At 63.2% G+C, this 17,328-nt stretch carries 13 protein-coding genes and 2 pseudogenes; 4 read left to right on the top strand and 11 right to left on the bottom strand.

The features are described from left to right. Positions 1 to 91: 91 nt before the first annotated feature. On the top strand, positions 92 to 997 hold the full coding sequence (locus HU752_RS16635) for a LysR substrate-binding domain-containing protein (RefSeq protein WP_186676261.1): 906 nt from the start codon (positions 92 to 94) through the stop codon (positions 995 to 997). Between the two features lie 263 nt (positions 998 to 1,260). On the opposite strand, the gene HU752_RS16640 is transcribed toward HU752_RS16635, so the two are convergent. From HU752_RS16640 to HU752_RS16650, 3 genes are all read right to left on the bottom strand, one after another. Beyond that, a complete protein-coding gene (locus tag HU752_RS16640; RefSeq protein WP_186676259.1) occupies positions 1,261 to 2,049 on the bottom strand; it encodes a helix-turn-helix transcriptional regulator in 789 nt (262 codons plus the stop codon). Positions 2,050 to 2,136: 87 nt separating this feature from the next. Next, on the bottom strand, positions 2,137 to 3,363 hold the full coding sequence (gene eutH / locus HU752_RS16645) for an ethanolamine utilization protein EutH (protein ID WP_186676257.1): 1,227 nt from the start codon (positions 3,361 to 3,363) through the stop codon (positions 2,137 to 2,139). Positions 3,364 to 3,458: 95 nt separating this feature from the next. After that, on the bottom strand, positions 3,459 to 4,223 hold the full coding sequence (locus HU752_RS16650) for an SDR family NAD(P)-dependent oxidoreductase (RefSeq protein ID WP_186676255.1): 765 nt from the start codon (positions 4,221 to 4,223) through the stop codon (positions 3,459 to 3,461). 250 nt (positions 4,224 to 4,473) lie between these two features. On the opposite strand from HU752_RS16650, the gene HU752_RS16660 reads away from it, so the two are divergent. Then, a complete protein-coding gene (locus tag HU752_RS16660) occupies positions 4,474 to 7,008 on the top strand; it encodes a sensor domain-containing protein (protein ID WP_437182263.1) in 2,535 nt (844 codons plus the stop codon). A gap of 189 nt (positions 7,009 to 7,197) precedes the next feature. Here the strand turns inward: HU752_RS16660 and HU752_RS16665 are convergent, their stop codons facing one another. The 5 genes and pseudogenes from HU752_RS16665 to HU752_RS16685 form a co-directional block, all read right to left on the bottom strand. Further along, positions 7,198 to 8,688, bottom strand: coding sequence for an aldehyde dehydrogenase (locus tag HU752_RS16665; RefSeq protein ID WP_186676244.1), 1,491 nt, complete (start codon positions 8,686 to 8,688; stop codon positions 7,198 to 7,200). Position 8,689: 1 nt separating this feature from the next. Next, positions 8,690 to 9,592 carry a dihydrodipicolinate synthase family protein gene (locus HU752_RS16670; RefSeq protein ID WP_186676241.1) on the bottom strand — a complete coding sequence of 301 codons (903 nt, stop codon included), beginning with the start codon at positions 9,590 to 9,592 and terminating at the stop codon, positions 8,690 to 8,692. 84 nt (positions 9,593 to 9,676) lie between these two features. Then, positions 9,677 to 10,996: an NAD(P)/FAD-dependent oxidoreductase gene (locus HU752_RS16675; RefSeq protein ID WP_186676238.1), complete on the bottom strand. Its 1,320-nt coding sequence runs from the start codon at positions 10,994 to 10,996 to the stop codon at positions 9,677 to 9,679. 12 nt (positions 10,997 to 11,008) lie between these two features. After that, on the bottom strand, positions 11,009 to 12,028 hold the full coding sequence (gene proX / locus HU752_RS16680) for a glycine betaine/L-proline ABC transporter substrate-binding protein ProX (protein ID WP_186677129.1): 1,020 nt from the start codon (positions 12,026 to 12,028) through the stop codon (positions 11,009 to 11,011). Between the two features lie 57 nt (positions 12,029 to 12,085). Then, a pseudogene (locus HU752_RS16685) lies at positions 12,086 to 12,874 on the bottom strand (ABC transporter permease subunit); the annotation flags it as partial. On the opposite strand from HU752_RS16685, the pseudogene HU752_RS16690 reads away from it, so the two are divergent. Then, positions 12,874 to 13,092: pseudogene (locus tag HU752_RS16690) on the top strand (SRPBCC family protein); the annotation flags it as partial. The pseudogenes HU752_RS16685 and HU752_RS16690 overlap by 1 nt on opposite strands. Before the next feature lie 123 nt (positions 13,093 to 13,215). Here HU752_RS16690 and HU752_RS16695 read toward each other — a convergent pair. The 3 genes from HU752_RS16695 to HU752_RS16705 form a co-directional block, all read right to left on the bottom strand. Continuing rightward, the gene (locus HU752_RS16695) at positions 13,216 to 14,649 is read right to left on the bottom strand and encodes an alanine/glycine:cation symporter family protein (RefSeq protein ID WP_186676236.1); all 1,434 of its coding nucleotides are present in this window, start codon (positions 14,647 to 14,649) and stop codon (positions 13,216 to 13,218) included. 94 nt (positions 14,650 to 14,743) lie between these two features. Then, positions 14,744 to 15,553 carry an alpha/beta fold hydrolase gene (locus tag HU752_RS16700; RefSeq protein WP_186676234.1) on the bottom strand — a complete coding sequence of 270 codons (810 nt, stop codon included), beginning with the start codon at positions 15,551 to 15,553 and terminating at the stop codon, positions 14,744 to 14,746. 103 nt (positions 15,554 to 15,656) lie between these two features. After that, positions 15,657 to 16,556, bottom strand: a complete 900-nt coding sequence (locus HU752_RS16705) for a LysR family transcriptional regulator (RefSeq protein WP_186676232.1) — start codon at positions 16,554 to 16,556, stop codon at positions 15,657 to 15,659. A gap of 108 nt (positions 16,557 to 16,664) precedes the next feature. On the opposite strand from HU752_RS16705, the gene HU752_RS16710 reads away from it, so the two are divergent. Beyond that, a complete protein-coding gene (locus HU752_RS16710) occupies positions 16,665 to 17,327 on the top strand; it encodes an RraA family protein (protein ID WP_186676229.1) in 663 nt (220 codons plus the stop codon). Position 17,328: the final 1 nt, after the last annotated feature.

Genomic DNA, 17,328 nt, shown 5'->3' on the forward strand with positions numbered 1-17,328 from the left:
TAAATACTATGCTTATAACAAAAACAAAAACGCGCAAATACGGCAAAAAATAGCCATTTTCAGCGGTTTATTTTTAGAATATGCTCAATACATGAAAAATACAGAACAGTTGGATAACGATCCGCCTCTTCGTGCAGTGCGCACCTTCGAAGCCTTCGCCCGCCACGGTGGCGTCAATGCCGCTGCGCGCGAACTGGACATCTCCGCCTCTGCGATCAGCCACCAGCTACGCCTGCTGGAGGAATTCCTGCAGCAGCCGCTGACGTTCAGGCAGGGACGCAACCTGATCCTGACCGAGGAAGGTCGGGAGTATTACCGGGCGATCCGCTCGGCCTTCGCGGTGCTGCGCAGCGCTACCGATCACGTGCGCGAGAAATCGGCATTGCGCCAGGTGACCATCAGCCTGATTCCCTTGTTCGGCATCAATCTGTTCATCCCACGCTTGCCCGAGTTCCTCGAGGAAAATCCCGGGCTGGACATCAATGTGACTTACGCCAACCACCGCAGCTACCCCAGCGATGCGGCGGATATCTCGATCCGTTTCGGCACGGGCCATTGGCCGGGATACCACAGCGAGCCACTGGTTTCCGGCGCCGTTTCGGCTTTCTGCAGCCGCGAATTCCTGCAACGACATGGCCCGATCGATACGCCTGAGGCACTGGTCGAGCTACCGCTGCTGCACGATGAGGAGCGTGGTACCTGGGCGCAGTGGTTCCAGCAGGTCGGCGTACGGCGTGCGACCGCACTGAGCGGCCTGTTGTTCGAGGATGGGCAACTGGCGTTGACTGCGACGCTGACCGGCCTTGGCTGCGCATTGCTGCGCGAGCCACTGGTGCAGCCCTACGTCGCCAGCGGTGAACTGGTGCGCCTGTTCGACAGCAGCGTCGACGATGGGCGTGGCTACTACCTGTGCCGGAGAGCCGACAGCGAACTGTCCCGCGAGGGTCTGAACCTCTACAGTTGGATCAAGCGCAGCCTGATCGGCAGCCCGGGTTGAGACGCCACAATCTTGCTGGCAATCGCTTTCCTGCAGTGGATGGCCGCCTGCGGCGGTTCGCGGGCAAGCCACGCTCCTACAGAGAACGCAACCTTCTGTGGGAACTGGCTTTCCCGCGAACCGAGTGATGTGTGCAAGACCGGCACGCACCGCGATTTCCTGTAGGAGCGTGGCTTGCCCGCGAACCGCCATGGGCGGCCATTCAATGACCTCATCGGAGCCCGGCACACCACTATCGCCAGCCAGCCGGCTCCCACAGGACCTCAGCCCGGGCCGGGCTCGGCCGTCGTCAGGAAGTCGATGAACAGGCGGAACAGCTCGGCATGGGTCGAGATGTTCAGGCGCTGGTAGAGGTTGTGGCGGTGGACTTTCACCGTCCCCTCGGAAATGCCCAGGTTGGCAGCGATCGACACACTGCTGTGGCCCTGCAGGATCAGGCGGGCAATGACCGCCTGGGTTTCGGTCAGCTGACGCTGGAGCAGGGCAATGAAGGTATCTTCCTCGCGACCGGAAGGGGCGAGGGCGCTGCTGTCCAGTCGAAGATGCAGTTCGAACAGGGCAGCCAGGGTGTCGGCCAGCGGCGCCAGGCGTTCGACCTGCTCCTGGCTGAAGCCACCGCCACCCAGGCCACGCATCAACGAGAACACCACGGCCGCCCGGTCATCCAGGTAGGCGATGTAGCCAATTTCCTCGATGTCCACCCCGTGATCACTCGCCACGCAAGGATGGATATCCGGTGAAATGGCGAAACCCGAGGCGAAGAAACTGTCCGGGGCCAGTTCGCTCATGCGCCAGAGTCCGGCCGGGTGCCGGTTCATCGCCGCGACATAGAACGGATCGAGCAGGTAGCCACCGCGCTGGTAGGCTTCCAGGGTGCTGCGCGCCACCCTTGCGCCATAGCCGTTGTGCAGCAATACCGCCGGGGCGTTGGGACGAAACAGATAGGCGCAGCTCATGTCGTAGCCGGTCAGGGCTTCGAAGGCCGTGTCGAGCGCAGGGCCGAAGCCGGCGCTACCCACGGCGCGCAGAACGGAGGGGGAGGTCAGGGACATGGCGATTCTCGGAGCGGGGAGGCGCAGGCACTTTAACAGCAACGCTTTCGCGACTGGAGAGGCCCGCAGGCCCCTCCGTCCACTCACTCAGGACAACCGCAGCTTCGCTTCGCCGGTCTGCTCCAGCTCGCGCTCCATCTCCAGTGCCCGCGGTACGGCCAGCCAGTAGGCCAGGCCCATGCCGAGCAGGCCGCCGAGCAGCTTGCCGACGATCAGGCAGGGGATGATGGTTGGCTGGAAGTTCGCCGAATAGGCCAGGTGATCACCAAAGGTGAAGGCGGCACAGACCGCGAAGGCGATCACCAGCACCTTGTCCTTGGGCGGCATCGACGACACCAGGCGGAACATCGCCAGGATATTCGCCGAAGCGGCGAGCATACCGGCTGCACCGTTGGCCGACAGGCCCACCCGCGAGGCGAACTTCTCGATCGGCCGCGACAGGTAGCGCTTGATCAGGTACACCATCGGGAACGCCCCACAGAGCATGATCCCGACATAACCGGCAATCTCCAGCGCGCGGAACTGATCCTCCTTGTCGGCGATGATCGGCGCGAAGCCCCAGGCACCGAACACATGGGTGAAGGCGCCGGTGAAATACTCGACGATCGAAGCCACCAGGATCAGCGTCACCGCACCGTACATCAGCTGACCGGTGCGCAGGAACAACGCCACCATCAGTCCGGGCAGGTAACGCAGCGCCGCCGCCAGGGCCGCGCAGAACAGGATCAGTGGCATCAGGTTGCGCACCAGTCCGGCCACCGTGTAGTGCAATACCTGCGTGGCCGCGCCGGCGGTGGCGATATCGGGACGTACGCCCAGGCCCAGGCCGTCGATCAGCAGGGCGATGAACATGATGCTCACCGGAATGCTCAGCAGCCCGGCCATGATGCCCAGGGCCATGTACTTGTGGTCGGACTTGTCGAGCATCGCCAGTCCCACCGGGATCACGAAGATGATCGTCGAGCCGGACTGGAAGCCGGTGATCAACCCGAGAATCCAGCCTTCGGGACTGGCCGACAGGGCCTGGGCCAGTTGATAGCCACCCAGGTCGCTGGCGATGAAGATCGGTCCGGCGATGCCGGCGTCGGCGCCCATGGCCAGGAACAGCGGGCTGATCACCTGGCGGATGAAGGTAGAGATGAACGGGATGGAGGCCATGATGCCAGCCACCGGTATGAAAATCGGCCCGATGCTGTGGATCCCGGCATTGAACTCGCCGGCAAGCTCCGATTCGGAGCGGAAGATCGCAGCCAGCGCGCCAATGACGGCGCAGACCATGATGACGTAGATAACGTAGGTTCCGATGTTTTCCATGACTGCCTCGGCTATTGGAGGTTGTTGTTGGGCAGTGAATAAGGGGCAAGGCGCGGTTCGGGCTTGAGTCTGGTTATTGGCGCCCGAAACCGTTGCTACAAGGCGGTGTAGCCGTTGTCGACGAACAGGTGCGTGCCGTTGACGAAACTCGACTCGTCACTGGCCAGGAACAGCGCGGCCTGCGCCACTTCCTTCGGCTCGCACAGGCGACCCTGCATGGCGCGGATGTCACTTTCACCGACGGCGACGCCGAAACCACCGAGCAACTCGATCTCGCGCTGGCCGTGGGCCGTGGCAATGAAGCCCGGGCAGACGGCGTTGCTGCGAATGTTGCGGTCGCGGTACTCCACCGCCAATGCGCGGGCGAACATGTGGCAGGCACCCTTGGTCGTGCAATACAGCACTTCCATCGGCGTGCCGGCGACTGCCGAGATCGACGAGGTGCAGACGATGCTGCCGCCACCGGCCTCGAGCATGCCCGGCAGTACCGCCTGGGTGACCAGGAACATGCCCTTGACGTTGATGCTCATCAGCCGGTCCCACTGCGCCTCGGTGGTCTCCAGGAAAGGCCCTGCGGCGATGGTACCGGCATGATTCATCAGCACGGTGATCGGCCCGAAGTGCGCCTGGCCTTCGGCTACTGCACGCTTGACCTGCTCGGCGTTCGACACGTCGGCGGCGACGAAGCAGGCTTGCCCGCCATGTTCATTGATCTGGCCGGCGACCCGCTCGCCGTCGCTGGAGGGCAGGTCCAGGATGATCACCTTCGCGCCTTCGGCAGCGAACAACTCGCTCGCGGCCAACCCGCAACCGCCAGCGCCACCGGTGATCAATGCCACCTTGCCGTTCAATCGACCCATGGGGAAGTACTCCTGTGTCTGGATGGGATTCGAACGCCAAGCTAGGGGGTGAGGGACAGTGCGTCCATATACCACTGGATATACACCCGGGCACCGATAGCACGGGCGGGCTTTATCAACTGAAATTTTGCCGGGGTTCGTACGTCACGTTTATATCGCTTCCTGGCGTTGGGCGGCATAATGCCATTGCCTTGGGCCCACGGATGCGGGCCCTGTTTACCATCTTCAGCTTGATCCGAGGTTCGCAAGTATGCAGTTCATTGACGATTCAGATGCCATGTACCGCCTGCTCATCCAGAGCGTGGTGGACTATGCCATCTACATGCTCACTCCGGAGGGCATCGTCGCGAACTGGAATCCTGGCGCGCAGCGCGCCAAGGGCTATACCGCCGAGGAAATCGTCGGCCAGCACTTCTCGGTGTTCTACAGCCAGCAAGAGCGTGATCGCGACCAGCCGTCACAGAACCTGGAGACTGCCCGCCGGACCGGCCGCTTCGAGGACGAAGGCTGGCGACTGAAGAAAGACGGCAGTGCCTTCTGGGCCCATGTCGTCATCGATGCGGTTCGTGATGCCGACGGCAAGCTGCTGGGTTTCGCCAAGATCACCCGCGACTGCACCGAACAACAGAAACTGATGCTGGCCCAGCAGGAGCAGGAGCGTCGCTTCAGGTTCCTGGTGCAGGGCGTCAGCGACTATGCGATCTACATGCTCGACCTCGGTGGGCATGTGGTCAACTGGAACGCCGGGGCCGAGCGCGCCAAGGGCTACAAGGAAGAGGAAATCGTCGGCCAGCACTTCTCGGTGTTCTACACCCCCGAAGACCAGGCGGCCGGACTGCCGGCGCAGGGGTTGGAGCAGGCTCGAAGCCAAGGGCGGTTCCATGCCGAAGGCATTCGCCAGCGCAAGGATGGCTCGACCTTCTGGACCAGCGTGGTGATCGACGCGATTCATGACGATGACGGCCAGATGATCGGCTTCGCCAAGATCACCAAGGACATCACCGAGAAGCGCGAGAACGAGCTGCAACTGATGGAGGCCAAGGTCCTGGCCGAGCAGTACAGCGTCGAAATGGCGTCGCTGTCGCGTTTTCTCGACTCGGTCATCTCCAACATTCCCGCAAGCGTCATCGTCAAGGACGTGCGCAGCAACAAGATCCTGCTGGCCAACCACCAGGCGGAAACGCTGTTCGTACCGAACGGCGGCAGCATGGTCGGCAAGCTCCTCTGCGATTGCCTGCCGGCGGAGTCGGCCGCCTACATCGAGCAGCAGATGAACCAGGACCTGCGCCTCGGCCAGGTCCGGACCGTCGAGACCCTGGTCCACACCAACCGCGGCCACAAGACCCTCAGAAGCCGCACGGTGCTCAACCAGGATCCGGGCAACGCTTCCGAGTACGTACTGTTCGTCGCTGAAGACGTCACCGTGGAGCTGGCCGCGAACGCCAAGATCCACCACATGGCGCACCACGATGCCCTGACCGGGCTGCCCAACCGGGTACTGTTCCATGAGCGGCTGAAGAACGCACTGGGCGACGCCGAGGGCTCGGGCAAGATCACCGCGACCCTGTGCCTGGACCTGGACGATTTCAAGAACATCAACGACGCCCTGGGCCACGGTTTTGGTGACAAGCTGCTGCGCGTGCTCAGTGCCCGCCTGCGCGCCGAGCTGCGCGAACACGACACCCTGGCCCGTCTGGGCGGCGATGAATTCGCGGTGATCCTGCCGGAGCTGGAGACCGCGGAAGCTGCCGAGCTGACGGCGCAGCGGCTGATCCAGGCCATTCGCCCGGCCTTCCTGATCGAAGGCCATAGCTGCTCGGTCGGCGTGAGCATCGGCATCGCCCTGTCTCCGGAAGACCACAACAACCCCGAACAACTGATGGGCTATGCCGACATGGCCCTCTATGAAGCCAAGCGCAACGGCCGCAACCGCTTCGAGCGCTTCAAGTTCCAGCTGGACGAAGCGGCCCGCTATCGCCGGACCATGGAAACCGACCTGCGTACGGCACTGCACTTTGGTCATCTGCAGTTGCACTACCAACCGATCGTGACCCAGTGTGGCGAGGAGATCTCCGGCTACGAGGCATTGCTGCGCTGGCGGCATCCGACCAAGGGTACGATCATGCCCAGCGACTTCATCCCCATGGCTGAAGAAACCGGGCTGATCCACGAAGTCGGCAATCGGGCATTGAACCTGGCTTGCCAGGAGGCGGCCAGCTGGGGGACCGAGCAAACCGTCTCGGTGAACCTGTCGCCGATCCAGTTCAAGAATCCCGGCCTGGTCGATTCGGTCGCGCTGGCATTGGCCGACGCGGGCCTGTCGCCTTCGCGCCTGGAACTGGAGATCACCGAGTCGGTGCTGCTGGACAACAGCGACGAGAACGTCAACATGCTCAGGGCTCTCAAGGCGCTGGGCGTGGCCATTTCCCTCGATGACTTCGGTACCGGCTACTCATCGCTCGGCTATCTGCGCTCGTTCCCGTTCGACCGGATCAAGATCGACATGTCGTTCGTGCGCGAAATGGCCCATAGCAAGGAGGCACTGGCGATCATCCGGGCCATCACCGGCATGAGCAACAGCCTGATGATCAAGACCACGGCCGAAGGGGTGGAGACTGTCGAGCAGATGGAGCAACTGATCTCGGAAGGCTGCTCGCACTTCCAGGGTTACTTCTTCGGCCGGCCGATGCCGGCGGACAAGCGGCTGCAGCAGGATGACCCGGTACCGGCGCTCGCCCGACCCTCGCCGCCCAAGGGCCTGCCCGGCCCTCAGCCCGAGGACTGAAGCATCCCTTGTAGGAGCATGGCTCGCCCGCGAACCGCCGTAGGCGACCATTCAACAACATCACCGCAGCCTGGCGCACCGTTATCGCCAGCAAGCCGGCTCCTACAAAAAAGCAAAAAAAACCACTGCCTACGAGAGACAGTGGCTAAAGGAGGCGAGCCGCAACGAGGTTACGGTTCACCCGATGACTCAGTTGGCGTTGATCCAGATGGTCTTCAGCTCGGTGTACTGGTCGTGAGCCCACTGCGACTTGTCACGCCCGCCAAAGCCGGACTCCTTGTAGCCACCGAACGGCGTCGAGGCATCGCCTTCGCCGAAGCAGTTGATCGTCACCACGCCGGCGCGGATCTCCCGTGACAGGCGCAACGCGTTGCGCAGGCTGCCGGTATAGGCCGAGGCTGCCAGGCCATAGACGGTGTCGTTGGCGATTTCGATGGCTTCGTCGAGGGTTTCGAAGGTGGTCACGCTCAGCACCGGACCGAAGATCTCCTCGGTGAACAGGCGATTGTCACGCGGCACACCGTCGACGATGGTTGCCTGCACGAACACGCCGGCCTCGGTCTGGCCACCCAGCGCCACCTTGAGGTTCTGCTCGGCAGCGTGCTCCAGGTAGGAACGGACCTTGTCGAAGTGCGTCTTGCTGACCATCGCGCCCAGGCGGTTGTCCGGGTCCAGCGGGTCACCGAGCTTCCAGTCGCCCAGGTGCTTGCCGATCAGTTGCAACAGTTCATCCTTCACGTCCTTGTGCACGATCAGGCGCGAGGACGCCGAGCAGTTCTCACCCATGTTCCAGAACGCGCCAGCGGTCACGTACTGGGCCACCTGGTCAAGGTCCTCACAGTCGTTCATCACCACGGCAGGGTTCTTGCCACCCAGTTCCAGCACGACACGCTTGAGGTTGGACTCGGCGGCATACTTGAGGAACAGCCGGCCGGTGGCGGTGGAGCCCGTGAAGCTGACCATGGAAATGTCCATGTGTCGGCCAATCGGTTCTCCGGCTTCGCGGCCACCGCCGGGCACGATGTTGAACACACCCGGTGGAATCCCGGCCTCGTGAGCCAGCTCGACCACCCGCAAGGCGCTCAAGGTGGTTTCCATGGCCGGCTTGACCACGATCGAGCAGCCGGCGGCCAGCGACGGGGCGATCTTCCAGGCCAGCATCAGCAGCGGGAAGTTCCAGGGCAGTACCAGGCCAACCACGCCGATCGCCTCGCGCACCACCATGGTCACGGCGGCGTTGCCGGTAGGCGCGGTGCTGTCGTAGATCTTGTCGATCAGTTCGGCATGCCAGCGCAGGGTGTGAATGGTCTCCGGCACGTCGACATTCTGGCATTCGCTGACCGGTTTGCCACTGTCCAGGCTTTCCAGCACCGCCAGCTCATGGGCATGGTCTTCCAGCAGTTGGGCGAACCTGAGCAGCACGTGCTTGCGCTCGCCGGGCTGTAGCCTGGCCCAGCGGCCGTCCTCGAAGGCGCGCTTGGCGGCCGCCACGGCCAGGTCGACGTCCTGCACGTCGCAGGCGGCGACCTCGGCCAGTGGCTGGCCGGTGGCCGGGTTGCTGGTGACGAAGGTTCGACCCGAGACCGCGTTACGGAATTGACCGTCGATGAAGGCCTGGGTCCGCGGGTGCAGCTCGGCGGCGATGGCCGCGTATTGCGCCTTGCTCAGTACTTCAGCCATGTCAGGCACCTCCAGTGATGTGGGCGATGTTGCGCTTGAGGTCGCCGATCACGACTTTCAGCGCCTGCTTCTGTTCGGCATCCAGCTCGGTCAGCGGCTTGCGCACGCTGCCGGTCTTCAGCCCGACGACTTCGCAACCGTACTTGATCGACTGGACGAACTTGCCGCCTTCGAGGAAGTCCATCAGCGGCATCATCGCCGCCATGATGCGACGGCCCTTGTCGAAGTCCTTCTCCAGCACACAGGCCTCGTACAGTGCCACATGCTCGCGCGGGATCAGGTTGGAACCGGCGCAGACCCAGCTGCGCGCGCCCCAGGCGAAGAATTCCAGGGCCTGATCGTCCCAACCACAGGACAGGCCGATGTGCGGACGCTTGATCGCCAGGCGGTGCAGCTGGTTCATGTCGCCGGAACTCTCCTTGATGGCGACGATGTTCTTCACGTCGGCCACGGCATCGAAGAACGCCTCGCCCATGCTCACGCTCATGCGGCCAGGATAGTTGTAGAGCATGATCGGCAAGTCGGCGACGGCGTCGACCGCCTTCACGTGCAGGGCAATCTCCTCTTGTGTCGGCAACACATAGGGCGGGGTGCCGACCAGCAGCGCATCGGCGCCGATCTCCCGGGCGTGGCTGGCATAGGCCACCGCGTCCTCGGTACGAAAGCCACCGGTGCCGATGATCAGCGGCAGGCGGCCATTGAGCACCTGGCGAGCCTGCTCGGCCAGTTCAAAACGCTCCTGGGCGGACTGGGCGTAGTATTCGCCGGTGGTGCCCCCCACGATCACCCCATGGATCTTCGACTCGACCAGGAACTCGAGCACATCGCTGAAAGCCGCCTTGTCGATCGAACCGTCCGCGGCCAGAGGCGTGATGGCCGGGGTGTAGATGCCTTCGAATTTCACGATCAGGTTCTCCAGTGGTTGCAAAGTGTCAGGCCAGGCCCAGGGCTGGCCGGTGTGTGAGTGTTCCTGGCAGGGCAAGGTGGTTCAGCATTCACGGCCGGCACGGTATTGCCCCAGCGCCAGGTTGAAATTGACGCCCAGCGACAGCAGTGGCTCCGGCGGGTTGGCACAGGGACCGGCGGACTTGAGCACGAAATCGATCAGGTCCGAGCGCTCGCCAGCCAGCCAGTCGGCGAGCAATTTGCCGGTGGCCGTACCACGGGTAACACCGAGCCCGTTACAGCATAGTGAACCGTAGACGTTCGGCCGCAGCTCGCCGAAGAAACCCTCGTGATTGCGCGACAGGGCGAGGGCACCGCCCCAGGTGTACTCGAAGTTCATGCCCGTGAGCATCGGGAAGCGTCGTTCGAACGACTGCCGGTGCCGTGGGGCGAAGCGCTCCAGGTATTTGTCCTTGGCACGTCCATCGGGGTTGAAGCTGAAACTGTTGCGAATCAGCAGCCGATTGTCCGGGGTACGCCGCACCGTGGTCCCGAACGGGTCGGCCGGGATCACGCCCCAGAAAGGCTTGCCGCCCAGGCGCGCCTGTTCCTGCGCGGTCATCGGCCGGGTCAGGCTGGCATAGGTGAACACCGGCAGCATGCGCCCCTTGAGAAACCCGAAGCTCATGCCAAAGGCGTTGGTGGTCAGGATCAGCTTGTCGGCGGTGATCGAGCCATGGGCGTGTTTGAGCACGGTCTTGTCACCGTATTCGACCGCGCTGATCGGCGTGTTCTCGTACAGCGTCACGTTGGCCGGCAGGCTGTCAGCCAGGCCCTTGACCAGGGCCGAGGGTTGGATCAGCGACGTGCCCGGGGTGAACAGCGCCTTGCGGTAGAAAGACGTGCCGATGTGCTCGGGCAGTGCATCGGCATCGATCATCTCGTAGGGCTGGCCCAGCTTGTCGAGCCCGCGCCGGTAAGCCTCGAGTATGGCGATACCGCGTGGCTCGACTGCCGCCTGGTACTTGCCGCAGTGTTTCATCTGGCAGTCGATGTCGAAACGCTCGACCAGCTCCTTCAGGTAGGTCTGGCCGCTGAGGTTGAGCTTGAGCACCGTCTTGGCAATGTCGATATCGCCGATGTAATCGTCCGCACCGATGTCGTGCGGCAGGTCGATGGCGAACCCGGCATTGCGGCCCGAGGTACCAAATCCGACTTCCTGGCCCTCGACCAAAAGGATCTGCTCGGAAGGGAAGTGGGCCGCCAGTTGCCGGGCCGCCGCCAGGCCGGCGAAGCCGGCACCGACGATGACCCAGCGGGCGCTGGTGTGGCCCTGGTGGGCCGGCCTGATCGGCCGGCCCTTGCTCAGGTGATACCAGCCGCACGAACGATCGTCGGCCGGTAGCGAGGTGACTTTGCTCATTTTTGCCTGTCCTTACTGACCAGCCGCCGCACGCGAGACTTTCAGCCATTCATCGACCTGCTGGCGGTGCGCAGCCACCCATTCCCTGGCATGGCGCTGGATATCGGCAGGGGTTTTCTCACCCTGCTGCATCTTCATGTTCTGCGCGCTTTCATCGGCGGTGGAGATCTGCATCACCGAGAGGAACTTCGTCGCTGCCGGGTTCTTCCTGGCGAAGTCCTTGTTCAGCACGGCCTCGACCTTGTCTACAGCAAAGCCCAGGTTCTTGCCTTTGTACATGGTGTCGACATCATTCTTGCCACCGGGCAGGTCGGTCTTCGGCACTTCCAGCCAGACCACGTCCTTGTCCTCGACCAGTACGGCGGAGATCCACTGCGGTACCCAGGTGAAGTAGAGGATCGGCTTGCCTTCCTTGTAGCGGGCAATGGTGTCGGCCATCAGCGCGAAGTACGAGCCCTGGTTGACGTGCACGGTCTTCTCCAGACCGTAGGCCTTCATGTGGTGGTCGATGATCAGTTCGCAGCCCCAGCCCGGGTTGCAGCCGGTGAGGTCGGCCTTGCCGTCGCCGTCGGTGTCGAACAGCTTGGCGATTTCCGGTTTCTGCAGGTCGGTGAGGTACTTGATGTGGTACTGCTCGGCCGTCTTCTTGTCGATCAGGTAGCCCTGGAGCACGCCGGGCATGATCGAACCGGTCTTGACCATCACGTCATCACCGCCGGCCTGCTGGTAGAACTTGTCGTGCAGCTTGTCCCACAAGTGCACCGTGAAGTCGGCATCACCGTTGGCCAGGGCGACCATCATCACGCCGTATTCGGTTTCCTTGGGTTCCTGGACCTTGTAGCCCAGTTCACGCAGGCCCTCCATGGCGATCTCGCCACGAAAGCGCTCTTCGGCGATGGAGGGGAAGATCGGGGTGACCTTGACGCCTTCACCCGGTTTGTCGGCCGAGGCCTGGCTGCACAGTGAGGTCATGACCAGTGCCAGGGCGGCGGCACCCTTGAGAACAGCGCGTGGGAACAGGGAATCGTACATCATCACGTACCTTCTTCTGATTGTTGTGAGCACAGCGTGACAGGGGAACAGCAGTTATCAGTGCGACGCGGGTTTGCCTCGGGCCGGCGGTTGCACGGTGCCGGTCAGCCGCAGCAGCAGGCCGAGAGGGCCGGTGTGGTACCAGCGTCGGCTGGGGTCGGCGGCGGTACGGGCCCCCATGGCCTGGGTCAGGCGGTCGAGGAAGATCGCCAGCAGCACCAGGCCGACACCGCCGACGGTGGCCAGGCCCATGTCCAGGCGACCGATGCCGCGCAGGACCATCTGGCCCAGGCCGCCCACGGAAATCATCGAGGCGATCACCACCATCGACAGCGACAGCATCAGGGTCTGGTTGAGGCCGGCCATGATGGTCGAAGTGGCCAGCGGCAGTTGCACGCGGGTCAGCATCTGCCGTGGCGTGCAGCCGAAGGCGCGAGCGGCCTCGATCTTGTCTTCCGGCACCTGGCGGATGCCCAGGTTGGTCAGGCGCACCAGCGGCGGCAGGGCGAACACGATGGTCACCAGCACACCCGGTACGTTGCCGATGCCGAACAGCATCACCACCGGCACCAGGTAGACGAAGGCGGGCAGGGTCTGCATGGCATCGAGCACCGGCCGAATCACCTGTTCCAGGCGATTGCTGCGGGCGCAGAGAATGCCCAGGGGGATGCCGATGAGGGCGCAGAAGAACACCGAGGTCAGCACCAGCGCCAGGGTGGTCATCGATTCGGACCAGACCCCGATCAGGCCCAGCAGGGTGAGGGTCACCAGGCACAGCAGGGCCATGCGCTTGCCCGCCAACTGCCAGCCGAGCAACGACGAGAGGAGGATGCCGATGGTCGGCGGACTACGACCTCGACCGCCTGACCAAGGTCTGGCTGGCCACCAACGACCAGGACCGTCGCCTGGTCGAGGGCACCCAGGCCGGCATCAGCTCGCCGACCTACGAACCGGGGCCATTCTCGCAAGTGGCCGAGAATGGGGTGTGTCAGTTCGATGACTGGTATTGCGAAACCATGCTGACGCGGTTGCAGGGGCCGATTCCGTTGCGTTCGGTCAGCTAGCCTTGCGGCGTCGGTACCGACGTCATCGCCAGCAAGCGGGCTCCTACAGTGGCCTTGTCGTACGAAAAAAATGTATGTACGACGCCACTCTTGTAGGAGCAGGGCTTGCCCGCGAATAGGCCCTCAAACCTTGCCAAGAACCTCCTGGCGCCGCTCCCGAGGTTCGGCGGCCTCACGCCAGATGTTCTGGTCGATATCCAGGTCCTTGAACGCCGCCGCGTTCAGCACCGGTTCGGCAATGCCCGCCTTGCGCTGCTTGTCGTAATCGGCCAGCAGGCGCAAGGCGACCTTGCACAGCAAGGTCAGGGCAACCAGGTTCACCAGCGCCGACAAGGTCATGGTGACATCGGCAAAGGCGAACACCGTCGACAGGTCTTCCACCGAACCCCACAGGATCAAGCCCAGTACCAGAGCGCGATAGCCCAGCAGCGCCTGGCGATTCTCGCCGAGGAGGAAGCGCAGGTTGTTCTCGCCGAGGTAGTAGTTGTAGAGAATCGAGGTGAACACGAACAGCGCCAGGGCCACGCTGATGAACACCCGTCCCCAGTCACCGACCACCGCGGCGAGGGAGTTCTGCGTGAGGACCAGGCCGTCTCCAGCAAAACCGGCGGTATAGAAGCCCGACAGGAGAATCAGCAGGGCGGTGCAGGTACAGATCACGAAGGTATCGAGGAACACACTGAAGGCCTGGACCACACCCTGTGAAACCGGGTGCCTGACCTCCGCGACAGCCGCCACGTTGGGCGCGCTGCCCAGGCCGGCTTCGTTGGCAAAGACCCCGCGCTTGACCCCCATGACGATGGCGCTGCCAATCAGGCCGCCAAAGGCCTGGTCCAGGCCGAAGGCGCTCTTGACGATGGTCAGCAGCATCAGCGGCACCTGGTCGAACTGCAACACCAGGACATACAGGGTCACGGCAATGTAGGCCAGGGTCTTGAGCGGTACCAGCAGGTCCGCGACCTGGGCGATGCGCTTGATGCCACCGATGAAGACCAGGCCCAGCAGGACCGCGAGTACCATCCCCGAGTGCGTGGGATCAAACCCGAAGGCGTTCTGCAGCGAATGCGTCACCGCGTGGGCCTGCAGGCCATTGAACGAGAATCCGAACGTGACGATCAGCAGAACCGCCATCACCATGCCCATCCAGCGTTTCTTCAACCCATGCTGCATGTAGAACGACGGCCCACCCTGGAAGTGACCCTGGCTGTCGGTACGCTTGTAGAGCTGGGCCAGGCTGCATTCGAACAGGGTGGTGGCCATTCCCACCAGTGCGGTGACCCACATCCAGAACACCGCGCCCGGCCCACCCAGCGTCACCGCAACCCCCACCCCGGCGATATTGCCGGCGCCCACCCGGCCGGCCAGGCTCAGCATCAGGGCCTGGAAGGAGCTGATCTGGGTGGTGCTGCCAATCAGGCTGTCCTTGAACACCCTGAACATGTGCAGGAAATAGCGGATTTGCACGAAGCGGGTCTTGACGGTGAAGTAGGTGCCCAGGCCCACGACCAGGACGATAAGCAGCTTTCCGGACAGAAAGCCATTGATGGTTTCGAGCATGGCTCAACCTCATTGTTATTGTGATGGGTAAAACGCGGCCGTCACACGACCGCAAGGGGCGTGTGCGGGACAGGGTGAACAGCAGGAGCGCCGGTCAGGCCCGGTCTTGCAGGGCCTTGATGTGCTGCCACATCAGCACGGGGTTGGAGTACATCGGGAAGTGCCCGCAATCGGGGATGCATGCCAGGTCCACGCCCTTGGCAGCGATGTCGCCAAGGTATGACAGGTGCGAGTTGGTCACGCCGTACATGTACTGGCGTGGAAACGGTAGCGCCAGGAACTTGCTCATCAGCCTGCCATGATCGGACAGCTCGACCATGGATTCGAAGATGCCCCGTACCGCGCCCGTACGCACCTTGTGCGACAGGCTCGCGGCGTACAGCGCACTGGCGGGGTCCGGGGCGAGGCGGGTGCGCTCGATGAAATCCTGGAAGAACCGCGCATCGTCGTCACGTGGGTGGTCGTGGATCTGTCGACTGAGGAAGCAGTCCTCCGGGGCGATATTGCCCTCGATGTCGACGAAGCTCAGCACCCGACCCGGCGCGGCGTCGGCGAGCATCAGGCCGGTGAGGCCGCCCATGGAGTGGCCCACCAGGTGGAAACGCTCGATACCGAAATGGGCAAGCACCGCCTGGGCGGTCTTCACCAGGAAAGGGATGTTGATGCGACTCGGGTCGCTGCAGAGGGTTTCACCGCAACCCGGTGCGTCGTAGGCCATGAACGGATGCCCGTCGAAGGCCGCTTGCAGGGTGATATCGGCGTAGTCTTCCTTGGTCGATCCAAAGCCGTGCAGGAACAGGATCGGCGCCTTCGGACCGACGCGGTGGATCAGCGCCAGTTCAAGCGATACGCCGTCGATCTCCAGCGGCAGGTTTTCATGGATGAAGCGGGCAGGGTGGGGCACGTCAGGGACTCCTTCTACGGAGAGGCCAATGTCTATTCCGGCCGGTGATTTGTAAAATACGAAGCCCCGAAGCCTGTGATATGTCCAGGCTATGGCTGAAAGCTCAAGGCAAGGCACTCGCCCTTACCTGGTCGATCATGGCTTCGACCAGCGGATTGTCATGTTCGCCATGCCAGGCCATGGCGGTGGTCACGACTTTCACTTCCGGCTGCAGCGCGCGGATCACTACGTTCTCCGGGGCCAGCTTGCCGATCGAGGTCGGCACCAACGCAATCCCCTGGCCGCAACTGACAAACGCGACCTGGGACGCCACGGAGCGAACCTGGTGCAGGATACGTGGCGGAAAACCGCTGGCCTTGCATAAACCGACCAGATAATCGAAGTACACCGGACTGACATCGCGCGAAGCCATCACCAGGGCCTCATCGGCCAGTGACTTCAGCTCGAGACACGGTTGCCCGGCCAGCGGGTGATCCGTGGGCAAGGCGACCGCCAGGCGATCTTCCGAAAGCGGCAGGGACTGCACGTGCCGACCGAGTTGGCCCTCCAACCGGGCGAAGGCCAGGTCGATGTCACCCGCCTCCAGCGCCGGGATTGCCTCCACGCTGTCGATCTCCTTGACCGATACGGTGATCAGCGGGTGATCCTGCTTGAAACGCTCGATCAGTGGCGGCAGTACATCGATCATCGCCGGAGTGATCGCGCCAATGGTCAGGACACCGGCGTGACCCGCCACCGCCTCGTGCACCGCCAGTTCCAGGCGCTCGAGCTGTTCGGCGAACTTGCGCACCGCCGGCAGTATTGCCGTACCTGCGGCAGTGAGCTGGGCACCGCGCCGGGAGCGGGTGAACAGTTGCACTCGCAGGGACTGCTCCAGGGCCTGGATCTGCTCGGTCAGCGGTGGCTGGGACATGCCCAGGCGTTTGGCGGCGCGGCTGAAGTTCTGATCTTCGGCAACGGCCAGGAACAGCCAGAGATGGCGAATCAGGCGGAAGTTGATCACGGGTGATTATCCATAGGTTAGACGTATAACAAGCTTAGCTTCTTAGTAATATACGTATCAAACCGCCTTGCAGATACTCAAGTCTCCCTTACAAGAGGTCTGCAATCGATGAGTTTGAAAGCCCCACTTGAGCGCCTGGCGGCCCTGGATACCAACACGGTTTCCGACGCCCTGGATTTCCTCGACCTGCCTGGCGCCACCCATGGCCTGCGGCCGCTGTGGAACTGCCCGAAGATCGTCGGACGGGCCAGCACCGTACAACTCGGCCCGAAACAGGACGCTGCGCCCACCGTCCACCTGATCACTCCCGTGGTCGAACAGATCAGCACCGATGATCGCGTGCTGGTCATCGCCGGGGGCGTGGAGGGCATCTCCAGCTGGGGCGACATTCTCGCCAACGCCGCCCAGCGCAAGGGTATCCGGGGTTCAGTGATCGACGGGTTCAGCCGCGATATCCGCGGCAGCGCCGACATCGGCTATCCGGTGTTCGGCCGTGGCGTGACCATGATCAGCGCCCGCAACCGGCTCATTCAGCTCGATGCCGCGGTCAAGGTGCGCATGGCCGGCGTGGAAGTGGACGAAGGCGACTACGTGATTGCCGACGAGTGCGGCACGGTGTTCGTCGCGGCCGCCGCCATCGAGCGGGTGCTGGACCTGGCCGAGCGGATCGACCGGCGCCAGGCCGGCATGGTCGAGGCGGTGCGCGCCGGCCGCTCGGTGGAAGCGGTCATGCACGACAGCCAATTCGAAGCGATCAAGGTGGAGCACTGAT

Source organism: Pseudomonas vanderleydeniana (assembly GCF_014268755.2).
In the GTDB taxonomy this organism is placed as follows: domain Bacteria; phylum Pseudomonadota; class Gammaproteobacteria; order Pseudomonadales; family Pseudomonadaceae; genus Aquipseudomonas; species Aquipseudomonas vanderleydeniana.